This is a genomic window from Pseudonocardia kujensis (assembly GCF_021283305.1).
Taxonomy (GTDB): Bacteria; Actinomycetota; Actinomycetes; order Mycobacteriales; family Pseudonocardiaceae; genus Pseudonocardia; species Pseudonocardia kujensis.
In genome coordinates, this window is record NZ_JAJSOK010000005.1 from 121,118 (window position 1) to 133,872 (window position 12,755).

The 12,755-nt window shown below is 71.2% G+C and carries 14 protein-coding genes and 1 pseudogene; 6 read left to right on the top strand and 9 right to left on the bottom strand.

From position 1 onward, the window contains the following. Positions 1-46 precede the first annotated feature (46 nt). From LWC35_RS05855 to LWC35_RS05870, 4 genes and pseudogenes are all read right to left on the bottom strand, one after another. Positions 47-1,393 carry an FAD-binding oxidoreductase gene (locus LWC35_RS05855; protein WP_232868855.1) on the bottom strand — a complete coding sequence of 449 codons (1,347 nt, stop codon included), beginning with the start codon at positions 1,391-1,393 and terminating at the stop codon, positions 47-49. 419 nt (positions 1,394-1,812) lie between these two features. Then, complete coding sequence (locus tag LWC35_RS05860) at positions 1,813-2,643, bottom strand: sulfurtransferase (RefSeq protein ID WP_232868933.1); 831 nt, start codon at positions 2,641-2,643, stop codon at positions 1,813-1,815. Positions 2,644-2,733: 90 nt separating this feature from the next. Further along, positions 2,734-3,642, bottom strand: a pseudogene (locus LWC35_RS05865) (ketopantoate reductase family protein); the annotation flags it as partial. Further along, the gene (locus LWC35_RS05870; RefSeq protein ID WP_232868856.1) at positions 3,639-4,397 is read right to left on the bottom strand and encodes an alpha/beta fold hydrolase domain-containing protein; all 759 of its coding nucleotides are present in this window, start codon (positions 4,395-4,397) and stop codon (positions 3,639-3,641) included. The gene LWC35_RS05870 and the pseudogene LWC35_RS05865, both read right to left, overlap by 4 nt. A gap of 345 nt (positions 4,398-4,742) precedes the next feature. Here LWC35_RS05870 and LWC35_RS05875 point away from each other — a divergent pair, with 345 nt between their 5' ends. Next, the gene (locus tag LWC35_RS05875) at positions 4,743-5,588 is read left to right on the top strand and encodes a LysR substrate-binding domain-containing protein (RefSeq protein ID WP_232868857.1); all 846 of its coding nucleotides are present in this window, start codon (positions 4,743-4,745) and stop codon (positions 5,586-5,588) included. Between the two features lie 451 nt (positions 5,589-6,039). On the opposite strand, the gene LWC35_RS05880 is transcribed toward LWC35_RS05875, so the two are convergent. Next, the gene (locus tag LWC35_RS05880; protein WP_232868858.1) at positions 6,040-6,429 is read right to left on the bottom strand and encodes a 4-hydroxy-2-oxovalerate aldolase family protein; all 390 of its coding nucleotides are present in this window, start codon (positions 6,427-6,429) and stop codon (positions 6,040-6,042) included. A 53-nt stretch (positions 6,430-6,482) separates the two neighbouring features. Here LWC35_RS05880 and LWC35_RS40835 point away from each other — a divergent pair, with 53 nt between their 5' ends. Beyond that, positions 6,483-6,974, top strand: coding sequence for a transposase (locus tag LWC35_RS40835; protein ID WP_443690202.1), 492 nt, complete (start codon positions 6,483-6,485; stop codon positions 6,972-6,974). Positions 6,975-7,308: 334 nt separating this feature from the next. On the opposite strand, the gene LWC35_RS05885 is transcribed toward LWC35_RS40835, so the two are convergent. The 3 genes from LWC35_RS05885 to LWC35_RS05895 all read right to left on the bottom strand — a co-directional run bounded on the left by LWC35_RS05885 (position 7,309) and on the right by LWC35_RS05895 (position 9,164). After that, positions 7,309-7,566 carry a Txe/YoeB family addiction module toxin gene (locus LWC35_RS05885; protein ID WP_232868859.1) on the bottom strand — a complete coding sequence of 86 codons (258 nt, stop codon included), beginning with the start codon at positions 7,564-7,566 and terminating at the stop codon, positions 7,309-7,311. Further along, positions 7,563-7,808 (bottom strand): type II toxin-antitoxin system Phd/YefM family antitoxin, encoded by a 246-nt coding sequence (locus tag LWC35_RS05890; RefSeq protein ID WP_232868934.1) that lies wholly within the window; start codon positions 7,806-7,808, stop codon positions 7,563-7,565. The genes LWC35_RS05885 and LWC35_RS05890 overlap by 4 nt, the downstream gene beginning before the upstream one ends. Positions 7,809-8,513: 705 nt before the next feature. Further along, complete coding sequence (locus LWC35_RS05895; protein ID WP_232868860.1) at positions 8,514-9,164, bottom strand: TetR family transcriptional regulator; 651 nt, start codon at positions 9,162-9,164, stop codon at positions 8,514-8,516. Positions 9,165-9,251: 87 nt separating this feature from the next. Here LWC35_RS05895 and LWC35_RS05900 point away from each other — a divergent pair, with 87 nt between their 5' ends. The 3 genes from LWC35_RS05900 (at position 9,252) to LWC35_RS05910 (ending at position 10,763) form a co-directional block, all read left to right on the top strand. Then, positions 9,252-9,737, top strand: coding sequence for an SRPBCC family protein (locus tag LWC35_RS05900; RefSeq protein WP_232868861.1), 486 nt, complete (start codon positions 9,252-9,254; stop codon positions 9,735-9,737). 34 nt (positions 9,738-9,771) lie between these two features. Next, the gene (locus LWC35_RS05905) at positions 9,772-10,158 is read left to right on the top strand and encodes a DUF1304 family protein (protein WP_232868862.1); all 387 of its coding nucleotides are present in this window, start codon (positions 9,772-9,774) and stop codon (positions 10,156-10,158) included. Positions 10,159-10,562: 404 nt separating this feature from the next. Further along, entirely contained in the window at positions 10,563-10,763 is a 201-nt protein-coding gene (locus LWC35_RS05910) for a hypothetical protein (RefSeq protein ID WP_232868863.1), read from the top strand. Positions 10,764-10,795: 32 nt separating this feature from the next. On the opposite strand, the gene LWC35_RS05915 is transcribed toward LWC35_RS05910, so the two are convergent. Next, positions 10,796-11,434 carry a TetR/AcrR family transcriptional regulator gene (locus tag LWC35_RS05915; protein WP_232868864.1) on the bottom strand — a complete coding sequence of 213 codons (639 nt, stop codon included), beginning with the start codon at positions 11,432-11,434 and terminating at the stop codon, positions 10,796-10,798. A gap of 120 nt (positions 11,435-11,554) precedes the next feature. On the opposite strand from LWC35_RS05915, the gene LWC35_RS40155 reads away from it, so the two are divergent. Further along, positions 11,555-12,754: a thiolase family protein gene (locus LWC35_RS40155; RefSeq protein WP_232868865.1), complete on the top strand. Its 1,200-nt coding sequence runs from the start codon at positions 11,555-11,557 to the stop codon at positions 12,752-12,754. Position 12,755 lies beyond the last annotated feature (1 nt).

The window sequence follows — 12,755 nt, forward strand, 5'->3', positions numbered from 1 at the left end:
CGGGTGGGCGGCGGTCAGCTGCGACAGGGCGGGGTCACGGGCGCGCTCACAGCGCCTTTCCCGGGTTGAGGACGTGGTGGGGGTCGAAGACGGCCTTCACCGCGTACTGCAGGGCGAGCACGTCGTCGCCCAGCTCGTCGCGGAGCCAGCGGCGCTTGAGCAGGCCGACGCCGTGCTCGCCGGTGAGCGTGCCACCCAGCTCCAGCGCGGTGGTGAAGACCTCGCCGGCCGTGGCCCAGACGCGCTCGTCGATCTCGCGACCGGGGTCGAGGACGAGGATCGGGTGCAGGTTGCCGTCGCCGGCGTGGGCCATGGTCGCGATCCGGATCCCGCTGCGCCGGGAGATCGCGGTGATCGCCCTGACGGCCTCGGGCAACCGGGACCGCGGCACGGCGACGTCCTCCACCAGCACCCGGCCCAGTCGCTCCAGGGCAGGCAGCGCCGCCCGGCGCGTGGCGAGGAGGGCCTCGGCCTCGTCCGGGTCGGTCGCGAGGTCCACCCGTTCGGCGAGGGGCGCGACGACCTCCCGGACGGCGTCGATCTCCGCGTCGGCCCCGAACCCGTCCGTCTGGACCAGCAGGAACGCGCCGCCCCGATCGGCCCCGATGGCCTCCAGGCATGCGGCGTCGAGCAGCTCGGCGACGGCAGGCTGCAGCCGGGCCGCGGTGATCGCGGCGGCAGCCGCGGCAGCCTCTTCGAAGTCCGGGAACCAGGCCGCGAGGGTTGCGGTCCGCACGGGGACGGGGCGCAGCCGCACCGTGGCCCCGACGATCACCCCGAGCGTGCCCTCGGAGCCGACGAACAGGCTGGTCAGGTCGTAGCCGGCCACGCCCTTGACCGTGCGCCGCCCGGTGGCGAGGCGGCGGCCGTCGGCCAGCACGACGTCGAGCCCGAGCACGGAGTCCCTGGTCACGCCGTACTTCGCGCACCGGAGCCCGCCCGCGTTGGTGGCGATGTTGCCGCCGATCGTGGAGATCGCGAGGCTGGCGGGATCGGGGGCGTAGCGCAGCCCGTGCGCCGCCGCGGCGGCGTCGAGGTGCGCGGTGATCACCCCGGGCTCGACGACCGCGAGCTCGTCCTCCGGCGAGATCTCCACGATCCGGTCCATCCGGGTCAGGTCGAGGACGATGCTGCCCTCGCCGGCCACGGCCCCGCCGGAGAGGCCGGTACCCGCCCCGCGGACGACGACGGGCGTGCGGGTGGCATGGGCGTGCGCGAGGACGGCCGAGACGTCGGCGGCCGACTCCGCGAACACGACCGCGTCAGGCCCGGTGCCCGGGTCGTACCCGGACCGGTCCAGCCGGTGCGCGTCTCGCACTGCCGGCTGGGTGGTCCAGCCGGCGAGGTAGGACAGGGCGGCCTGGATCGACGGGGCCGGCAGCGTGCCGGTCACGGGCGTGCCCCGGTCGGGGCGGTGGGATCGCTCATCGTTCTGCTTCCGGATTCGGCCTCCCGGCCGTGTCGACGGACGCGGCGGGGCGGCGGCCCGCCGCGGGCGGGTCGGAGGAGGCGAGTCCGTGGGGACACGCGACGGTCGGACTCGGAGGGCGACGGACCCGCGGAGAGGGCCGCGCCGGGCTCAGAGGAAGCGACAGCCGGCGGAGTGCACCGTGCCGTGGTCGATCACCCGACGCTGGGTCAACCCACCGTCGACGACCACGCACCGTGACGATGCCACGGGCGGGCACTGCCCCGCGCGCCGAGGTGTCGTCGAGTTCCGCACCCGAAGAGTGAAACCCATGACCCATGGTGAGGTCCAGCGACGAATCCGCATCGGTATCGATCGCGGATCGTGATCGGTCGGCGCGGACGTCATGCCCCGCCCCGCTCGGCACCGGTCGCCACGGGGCGGTCCGGGTCGGAGGACCACGCCGACCACGAGCCCGGGAACAGCGCGGCCCGCACGCCCAGCGCGGCGAGGGCCGCGACCTGGTGCGCCGCAGTCACTCCGGACCCGCAGTAGACCCCGACGGTCTCCTCCCCCACCCCGAGCCCGGCGAAGCGTTCCCGCAGCTCGGTGGTCGGGCGGAAGCGCCCGTCGGGCCCGAGGTTGTCGCCGGTGGGGGCGCTCACCGCGCCCGGGACGTGCCCGGCCCGGGGGTCGACCGGTTCCACCTCGCCCCGGTAGCGCTCCGCGGCGCGGGCGTCGAGGAGCAGGCCGGTACGGGCGAGCTCGGCGGCCTCGTCGGCGTCCAGGACGGGCAGGTGGCCGCCCTCCAGCACGACGTCGCCGGGCTCCGGATGCACGTCTCCGGTCTCGAGCGGGCCGGCCCAGGCCGCGAGGCCGCCGTCGAGCAGCCGGACGTCGGTGTGCCCGGCCCACCGCAGCAGCCACCACGCGCGTGCCGCCGCCAGCCCCCCCGAGGCGTCGTAGGCGACGACGGGGCGGTCGGCCCGCACGCCCCAGCGCCGTGCGGCGGCCTGCAGGTCCGCGAGGTCGGGCAGCGGGTGCCGGCCGTCGGTCGGGTTCCCGGTGTGCCCGGCGAGTTCGGTGTCGAGGTCGACGTAGACCGCACCCGGCAGGTGACCCTCGCGATGGTGCTCACGCCCCCGCGGGTCACCGAGCGCCCACCTGACGTCGAGCAGTACCGGCGGCCGCGGCCCGGCCAGCTCCTCCGCCAGCCCGTCGGCGTCGACGAGCACGTCGAGCTCGGGCAGGACGGCCCGCAGGTCGGACTCGTCGAGCGACCCCACCGGCACACCGTCGGTGACGGCCCGCTGCAGCCGCGCCTGGATCGCGGCGTTGCGCGGCGCCGCGGTGTCGTGCAGGCGGGCGAGCAGCGCGATCTCGCCGTTGAGGAAGTCGGTCTCGGGCGGCGCACCGCGCCGCAAGCTCTGCCAGGTCGAACGCCCGGTCGGCGAACGCCCCGGGATCGGCTGCGACGCGAAGAGGCTCAGGTCGAGCGAGGTCTCGCCGGGCAGGTCCGCGGGCGACTCGCCCGCGGCGCGGTAGACCGCGCGGGCCTCGTCGCGCAGCGCGGCCGCCGCCCGGTTGCGCAACGGTCCGGCCGGGTAGAGCGCGTCAAGGGCGTTGCCCAGGATCGGCAGCAGCTTGCCCGCCTTCCACCGCGGCAGGTCGTCGACGACCTCGGCCAGGTGCCGGGCGGCACGCAGGTCCGCGGCGATCCGCTCGACGCGCTCGTCCCGGCCGGCCGGATACCGACCGATCCACACCACCCCGACCGCCGGGGCCGCGGGCGACTCGATCTCCCCCGGCGTCAGATAGGCCGAGGGTGACCACACGACGGCGCCGTACACCGTCGCGAAGCGGCGCAGGGCGACCCGCTCGGCGTCGAGGCCGTTCTGCAGGGTCACGACGGGCAGCACCTCGGCCGCCGACCGGGTCCGGCCGGCGGCGTCCTTGACCGGCCGCCAGGCCCAGTCGGCGACCGCGCCCTCCGCGTCCTGGGCCTTCGTGGCCAGCACGAGGACGTCGTCGGCCCGCAGGTCCACCTCGTCGGCTGCCGCCACCGGCACGGGGACCCGGTGTTCGCCGTCCGGACGCAGGTAGCGCAGCCCGTCCCGCAGGGCGGTGAGGTGGGTGCCTCGCGCGACCAGCACGACGGCCCGCTCCGCGGTGTGCAGCTCGGCGGCGAGAGTGGCGCCGACTGCACCCGCCCCGATCACGACGTAGCGGCTCATCCCAGGTCCTCGACACGCGCGATGGGGCCCTCGCCGAGGCGCAGGCGCTCGAGGAACAGCACAGCGGTCGCGGCAGCGGTCCGGTGGGTCTGGTCGTTGAGGGCGTCGTGCACACCGCCGGCAATACTGACCAGCTCTCCCTGGGGCAGGTCCGCATACCAGGCGCGGACGGTGTCGAGCGGGCTCACCCCGTCGGCCGCCCCGTGCAGGCCCAACACCGGGACCGTGATCGCCGCGGCTCGCGCCCGGTCGAGCCACTCGCCCGGCACCGCACCGGCGAGCGCACCTCGACGCACGGCATCGTCGCCGTCCAGCCGGCCGCGGTGGGTCGGGCAGGAGGTCCGCAGGACCAACTCGTCGTCCCAGGCCGCGGTGGACCTGGCGTCGGCCGTAGGCAGTCCGGCGAGCACGAGCGCGTCGATCCCGGCGGTGCCCTCGGCAGCCAGCGCGGCGGCGAACAGCGCGCCGGTGTCCGAGCCCACCAGCACCCGCGGCGGCGGCCCGGTCTCCCCGGGCTCATCGGAGGGGACGCTCTCCAGCAGCGCGCGGATCTGCGACCGCGCCCGCGCCTCTTCAACGGTGGGGTCCGACACCGCCCACACCCGGTATCCGTCGGCCGCAACGCGCCGGCCGAACCGTTCGTACACCCCGGCATGCTCGCCCCGCCCGGGCACGACGACGAGAGTGCCGCGGGCCTTGATGCCCTGCGGCTCGGCCCAGGACGCGACGACGGGGACTGCACCCGCAACGGTCATGCGGGATCACCTCACGATTCCTTCAGGGTTCCTGCATCGGCGGAGCGCCGACAGGGGTGGGACAGGTTCGACCTCGGACCGGCACGGCAATGACCGGGCGCGGCAGGAGCCGCGATCAGCGGGAACAGGCCGCCGAGTGAACGGTGCCGTGGTCGATGACCCGGCGCTGCGTCAGCCGATCCGCACGACGGACGACGGTCGGCACGGAGGGCAGAGCGCCCGTCCGGTGCGAAGTCGTCGTGCTGGCCACGCACCGAGCCAAGCCGAGCAGCGGCACCTTGTCCAACGACGAATGTGCATCACAATCGATCAGCGAATGCGATCGGTGGTGTTAGCTTCTCGGACATGGCCGCTGTCCTGGACATCGTCGCGCTGCGCAGTGTCGTGGCGGTGGCCGACTGTGGCGGCTTCCACCGCGCGGCCGAGACTCTGATGCTGTCCCAGTCGGCGGTGAGCCAGCACGTCCGGCGGCTGGAGAAAACCATCGGCCGCCCACTGGTCCAGCGCGAGGGCCGGCTCAGCCGGTTCACCCCCGAGGGCGAGGCTCTGCTCGGGGAGGCCCGGCGGATCCTCGCCGCACACGACGCGGCGCTCGGCCGGCTCGGCGTCGGCGATCCCCGCGACTCCCTGGTCCTCGGCTCCACCGATCACGCGGCGGACGAGCTGCTGCCCCGCGTCATGGGCGCGCTCCAGGAGGTCTTCCCAGGCACCGCCGTCCGGTTCCGGCTCGACCGGTCCAGCCGCCTCAACGACGCCATCGACCGCGGCACGCTCGACCTCGCGATGTACATCGGCGACGTCGTCGACGGCGAGAGCGTCTCGGCCGGCGCCCTTCCCCTGACCTGGTACGCCGCCCCGGGATGGCGCCGCCCGACCGACGGGCCGATCCCCCTGGTCGTGATCGACAGCCCGTGCACGATCCGGCGGCGCGCGTTGCAGACGTTGGCGGACAACGGCCTCAGCGCCACGGTTGTCGGCGAGGCGGCGTATCTGGCCGGCGTGCTCAACGCCGCTCGCGGGGGGCTGGGCGTCGCCCTCATCGCAGACGTCGCCGCTCCGGAAGGCCTCGAGCCTTGCACCGACCTCCCGCCAGTCCCGTCGGAACGGCTGCACCTGCGGGTGCGATCGGGCTCGGACCCCCGCCTCCTCGATGCGGCGCTCCACGCACTGAGCGCGGTGCTCCAACCCTGACCGATCGAACCGAGTCGGCCCGGGAGAACCCCGGCCTCTCCCTGACCACGGCCCGCACCCTGCGCGCCGACACGCCACATCCTATTGCGCGTCGTGACACAACCTCATTTCGGCAAGACCGCACCCTTGAAGGGCGTCGGAAGGAGGTGGTGTCACAACTGGGTTGTCATGAACCCGGCGTCTCGCGACAGAACTGAACATCAATGCCGTGCTGAACTGGGTGGGCCGCGGCAGGGATCGAACCTGCGACCGCTCGGGTGTAACCGACACTTCCCTCTCAAGCCTTCTACCAGCGCCAACGCTGCCGCGAGATCGCTCTCCAGCCCTCCGGCGGCGCCCTTCAACGGATTTTCGTGTCATGAGTGGTGTCACGCCGCGAGCGCATTCAACCGACGCGGAGCCAGTCTCGACGTTCCGACCTCCTGTCAGCGTCGAGGCGATTCTCTCGCTCCTATTTCTTGGTGGCCGCGAGGTCCAGGGCGATGTCGACGATCAGGTCCTCCTGGCCGCCGACCAGCCCGAGGCCGCCGACCTCGACCAAGATGTCGCGGGTCTCGAGCCCGTGCTCGGCCGCGGCCCGCTCGGTGTAGCGCAGGAAGCTGGAGTAGTCCCCCGCGTAGCCCGGCGTCAGAATCTCGCGTTCCACCGGGACGGGGCGGTCCTGCAACGGGCGGACGAGGTCCTCGGCGGCGTCCTGCTGGGCGAACAGGTCGCAGCCCCGTGCTTCCAGCCGTGCAAGTTCGCCACGACGGTGACCGCCTCGATCGGGCAATCCCCCGCGCCGGCGCCCTGTCCGGGCCGGCGAGGCGTCGAAGCGGGTGACGCCCTCCTTCACCGACATCGCCCTGGACCTGTGACGGCGAGTACGCCCCGGTCGCGGCCCGGCTGGGGTGTCTGCACGGGGTCTCGACGTTGACCGCGTTCGGGCTCGCCGTGGAGATCGGCGACTGGCAGCGCCTCACGGGCCGCACGATCGGCGCCTACCTCGGGCTGGTCCCGACCGAGTCCTCTTCCGGCGCGTCGCGTTCGCAGGGGTCGATCACCGAGACCGGCAACGCGCACGCCCGCCGACTGTTGATCGAGGCGGCGTGGCACCACCGGCGCCCGAACCGACCCAGCGCGGTGTTGCGCCGCCACCAGGACCTCGCCGGCCCAGCGGCACGAGACCGGGGCGAGCGGGCCAACCGACGCCTGCACGCCCGTAGGGTCGCCTTCGACGCCCGCACAAGCTCCCGGTCGTGGCGAACACCGCGATCGCTCGTGAGCTCGCCGGCTGGTGCTGGTCCTTGGCCGTCCTCGACCGAAGCGGCGGCCCTTGATCGTCCGGACCCGAGCCTGGTGGTGGTGACGGCTGCGCCGGTGAGTAGACCTTCGATACACCTATGAGCGACCGGGAACTTCCTCCCCACCCATCGCCGGGGAGCGGAGAAACCCCTGGTCACGCTCGCGCCTAGACCGCGGCACCTACCCACGCCGAACAGTCCGTCCTGCGGTACTCAACCCGCGAATATCAGACTGACAACGCGTCGAACGCCGACACGCTCGCCACCATCAGCCGGGACTCCGGACACGAAGCGGTACCCACGATCGATAATCATCATGACATCTGCCCTGCTCGTCGCCCTTTCCAGGCATTGACGGCGGCCAGGACAACCACTACTTGAGCGGCGTCGGAACGCCTGCGGTCGCTCGCGAGACTGCCATCTCGGGCGGCGTCGGCTCACTCGTAGTGGTATCGGCAGGCCGCGATCCGGACTTCGTCGTCCTCGACGCGGTAGACCAAGCGGTGCTCATCGGTGATGCGCCGCGACCAGTAGCCATGGAAGCCGTGCTTGAGTGGTTCGGGCTTGCCGATGCCCTCGTTGCCGTTACGGGTGATGTCCTGGATCAAGCTGTTGATGCGCTTGAGGACCTTGCGGTCCTGAGCCTGCCACCACACGTAGTCCTCCCACGCCCTGGTGGCGAACACGATCTTCACGCCTCGTGCAGCTCCTGAACCTGCCCCCCGCCGCCCTCCAGCTCCTCGATCGACGCCAGGAGCCTGCGAGCGTTGGCGGGCGAGCGCAGCAGGTAGGCGGTCTCCTTCAACGACTCGTAGTCGTCGAGCGCCACCATCACCACCGGCTCGTGTCCGGCCCGGGTGATGACGACCTCCTCACGGTCGTCGGTCACCGAGTTGAGGGTCTCCGCGTACCGAGCCCTGGACTCGGAGTACGACATGGTCCTCACAGCCCCACCTCCGCCTGACGTACGTAAAACTGTACGCGTTCTGGATCTGAAGCGCCAGCGGGATTCCCTGTCCCGCTACCGCGGGCCTGCGGATCGTCACAGTGAACGGTTCACCCTCAGCGGGTCAGCCCGGATAAGCAGCTGCGATTGTCCGGAGCACCCAGGTCCAGTACCGGGCGGCGGACTCTTCTCCAAGTCCGAGTGCGTCCGCCTCGACGGCCCGCTGCACACCGTCGAGGACCTCGAGATGGCCACCGCGTCGTGGGTGCACTGGTTCGATACCGACCGGCTGCACTCCATGATCGGCAACACCCACCGGTCAAGTACGAGAACAACTACTCCGCTCACCAAGAAGTCCGAGACGAGCAACGCTCGGGAGGACCCGGCGTCCACTGAATCCCGGGCGCTTCACTGACTCGCCCTGGGTCCGGCGGAGGCTCCTAGCCTTGGAAACGAGGATGGAGCCATGCTGAGAGAGCAGCCGCCGTGTCCATGAGCCGGGGTCAGGGCCTGGTCCTGCGCCACCACGCAGGCTCCCCACCAACCCCGAGCCAGGACGAGCCCTCCCCCGTTACCTCTTGATCAAGCCCAGGTCGATTCTGCCTCGTGGTGGCGGCTGCGGACCTGTCTGTCCGTCAGCGTCGTCTCGGTCGGCGTGGGCCGGCGTGTCCGACCCGCGCCGCCCGAGCGTGGGATTCAGCCGTTGAGTCCCCGCTCCAAGACATGTGCGGCCCGCTCGACATCGGCGGTCACAGCCTCGGTCAGCCCGACGACATCGCCGTCGCCAGCGAGATGCCGCCGCAGACTGCTCGCCTGGACGCGCCAGAGACCAACCAGCGCTGCCGCGGTGATGAGCAGCTCGGGGTCATCCGGCGCACCTCCCGTGCGACGGGCGAGAGCCTGGCAAGCGGCGATGACGAACCGGTCTGTCATCGCGCTGCTGTACGCATACAGGGCCGGGGTCCGGTCGATCATGTCGCCGAAGCGGAGGTAGGCGGCCACGGCGCCATCCCGATCCGGTCCGGCGAAGCCTGCAACAGTGGCGGCCAGCTCGTCTGCGAGGAGGCCGAGGGTTGCCTCCAGCGGCGTGACCTCCGGTCGGGCGAGCGCGGTCGAGAGGGCCTCCGAGGTCGGCTCCAGCCGGTCCAGCAGTAGCGCTTCCTTGCTCGGGAAATAGTTGAAGACCGTCTTCTCTGAGACGCCACAAGCCTCGGCGACCTCGGCTACCCGGACGGCGTCAAAGCCGTGCGTCAAGAACATTTCTGCCGCCGTGTCGGACAGCTGCCGCCGCATCAGCCGCTTCTTCCGTTCACGCAGGCTCTCGCCCGGCTCCGCCGTCGTCGCCACGACCGGCACCATACTGCTGTCCCTCATATTTTTCTGCTACTGTATTTTTACAGCAACTGCACTGAGGTTGACGAGAGGACGGGTTTCATGTCCGACATCACGATCGTTCGTGACTACCCCTACCCGATCGAGCAGGTCTGGCGGGCGGTCACCGACCCGGACCTTGTCCCGTACTGGACCGCGACCGGCCGCGGCGCCCGACCGGTGGGGTTCGCACCCACCCCCGGCACGCACTTCCAGTTCGTGGCCGCGCCCATGCCGGGCTGGAGCGGTGTGGTCGAGTGCGAGGTCCTCGACAGCCAGCCACCCACCCTGCTGCACTTCAGCTGGGTGGACGGCGGGGGTGGCGAGACAACGCTGGTGTCCTACCGACTGGAGCCGCAGGCAGGTGGGACCCGTTTCACCTACTACCACACCGGATTCACCGGCGTCGGCGGCTTCGCCATGTCCCGGATCCTCGGCTCCGTCCGCCGGAAGATGCTGACGGACGGCCTCCCCAGCGTCCTCGCGGACATGGACGAGCATGGTCAGCTCCGGACCGACAGTGCACTGCGGACCAAGAGGCGCGCATGACCGCCGAGGGGGACGAGGTCGGAGATCGGGCCGCGTGATAATCGTCGTCGCCGCTCTCTCGATCACTGCAGCCGCGGGCCTCCACCTGTGGATGTTCATCTTGGAGAGCGTCTTGTTCGGTAGGCCCACGGTGCACCGAATGCTTGAGGTACGCGCAGAGCACGTGCGAGCCGTGCGGCCGTGGGCCTTCCATCAGGGGGTCTACAACCTGGTGCTCGCCACGACAGCGATTGCCGGTCTCGTCGCACTGTTGCTCGGGAGGGACGGCCCGGGTCGAATCCTGGTGATGGCAGCTTGCGCCGGTATGCTCCTCGCCGGCGTGGCCCTGTTCGTCTTCGACCCCCGACTCGCACGGCTACCCGGGATGCTCGCACAGGCCCTTCCCGCCCTCGTCGCGGTGGTCACGACCCCCCTCCAGTAGACAGCGGGAACACACCGCCCGCGCCGTGCTTCAAGAAGGCGTCGTGCCTCGGGGCAGGCCGAACCCACTCGCACGCGTCCACCAGGTGGGTGTGCATCGCGCCCGTGAGCTCGCCGACCGCCTCGGTCAGGTGCCGCCTGCCGTACCCCGTCGACGACGAGCTGAGCGAGCCCGAGACGGGCGCGCGGGGTCAGCGCGGCGTTGGCGTGGGACACGAAGGCCTCCGGTCGGAGAAGCGGTTCCTCGACAGCTCCACTTCACAACCGGAGGCCTTCGTCTGCCAGACAGACTCACCGATCCCGGCGGTACAACCTTCCTGGACGTCACATCTCAGCAGCTGCGATGGTCCGAAGCACCCAGGCCCAGTACCGGGCGGCAGCCGAGGAGCGTGCCTCGTAGAGGGCATGACGGGCCGCTTGGCTCCAGGCGTCGACGGCGGCGAGCTGGGTCGTCGAGGGCAGGGCGAGCGCGCGCACGCCGCGGCGCTCGGATCGCCTGGCCCGCCCCGGGCCTCGACCACCCGGCGCTGTGCGGACTACGTGCTGCGCCGCTTGGCGATCGACAAGACCACCGTCGCCGCGGTCGCCCGGGAGCTGGGCCGCTGACCCGGTTGTCCGGCCGGAAGCGGGCACGGCGGTCATTCCGCCGGCCGGAAGGAGCGATCCTTCGGTGGATGAGCGCTCTCGCCGGCGTCGAGCGAAACGAGGAAGCCCTCGAGCAACTTCATCACCTCGGCCCGAATGTCGCCCGGGTCGAGTCGGTTGAGGGGCCGGTACCAGCGTGCGATCGAGGTGAGCATGCTGTTGAGCAAGTTCGCTGCCACTTTCACATCGATGTCCGGGCGGACGACCCCCTGGGCGACACCTTCGTCGAGCAGGCCCTCCAAGGAGCGGTTGACCTGGCGCGCCCAGTCCTGGTAGCGGCGGAGGCCCTCTGGAGAGAGCTGATGCTGATCAGCCATCAGGACCTGGTAGTAGGCGGAGTACCGAGTCGCAGAGCGCACGTGCAGGTCGACGTAGGCCTCGATCCGCGAGCGTGCGTCGTCCGGGCCCTCCACGATCTGCTCGATACCTTCACGCAGCGGGTAGATGACCTGCTCGACGATGATCTCCAGCAGTCGCTGCTTGGACTTGACGTACTGGTAGACCGTCGGCTTGCTCACGCCCGCCTCGGCGGCGACGTCCTGCAGGGTCGCATCGGCGTACCCGTGGCGCTCGAACACCCGCGCCGCAGCCTCGACCAGGCTCTGCACGTCGGTTGTGCGGGGTCGGCCCATCTCGACCTCCTTCCTGCGACAACAGTAACTTAACCCAACAGGAAGCAAACCCTTGACACCCGAACGCTGAACCTCCTAGTTTCTTTACCAGTAAGGAAGGTAACTCGATGAGGAGGCCCCGTGCGGGAGGTCGACATCGTCGGCGTGGGGATCACGCCGTTCGGCAAGCACAAGGACGCCACGCTCGCGTCGCTCGGCTCGGCGGCGATCGGGGCGGCACTCACCGACGCGGCGCTCGACCCGGGCGAGATCGACCTGGTGGTCCACGGCAACGCCATGGCCGGCTTGGTCACCGGCCAGGAGATGATCCGAGGCGAGATCGTCGCGACCGCAACCGGGCTGGTCGGGGTGCCGGTACTCAACACCGAGAACGCCTGTGCGACGTCATCGAGCGCCTTACACATTGCCGTGGCTGCCGTGCGGGGCGGGATGTACGACACCGTGGTCGTGTGCGGCACCGAGAAGATGACCGGGCCGCCGACCCGTCAGGTGCTCGACGCGATGACCACGGGGACCGACATCGAGCGTATCCCGGCCATCACCCGCGAGCTCACCGGTCGCGACGGCCCCGCCGAGTCCTTCTACATGGAGGTCTACGCCCGCATCACCCGGCAGTACATGCAGCGCTCCGGTGCGACGGCCGAGGACCTGGCCGAGGTGGCCGCCAAGAACTCGGCACACGGGGCGCTGAACCCCAACGCGCAGTACCAGAAGGCGTTGAGCGTCCAGGAGATCCTGGACAGCCGGGTCGTTGCCGACCCGCTGACCATGCTGATGTGCTCGCCGATCGCGGACGGCGCCGCGGCCCTGGTCGTTCGTGCAGCCGACCGCCCACTGCCGGACGCGGACGCCGAGCATGCACGGGTCCGGGTCCTGGCTTCCGCCCTGCTGTCCGGCATCCCCGGAACCACCGGTGAGCTGCTCGAGGCACGGACCGCGAAGCTCGCCTACGCCCAGGCCGGAATCGGCCCGGAGGACCTCGACGTGGTCGAGGTACACGACGCCGCCTCTCCCAACGAGCTGATCATGTACGAGGAGCTCGGCCTCTGCGGCCCTGGGGAGGGTCCGAAGTTCCTCGCCACCGGAGCCACGAAGTTGGGCGGGCGGGTGCCCTTCAATCCGGACGGTGGCCTCGTCTCGCGCGGCCACCCGGTCGGCGCGACCGGTTGCGCACAGCTGGTGGAGCTGGCCACCCAGCTGCGAGGCCGCGCCGGCGAGCGCCAGGTTCCGGGCGCGCGGCACGCGCTGGCCGAGAACGCGGGGGGCTATGTGCACCCGGACGCCGCGGCGTGCGCGGTCACGATCCTCGGTCGGCGGTGAG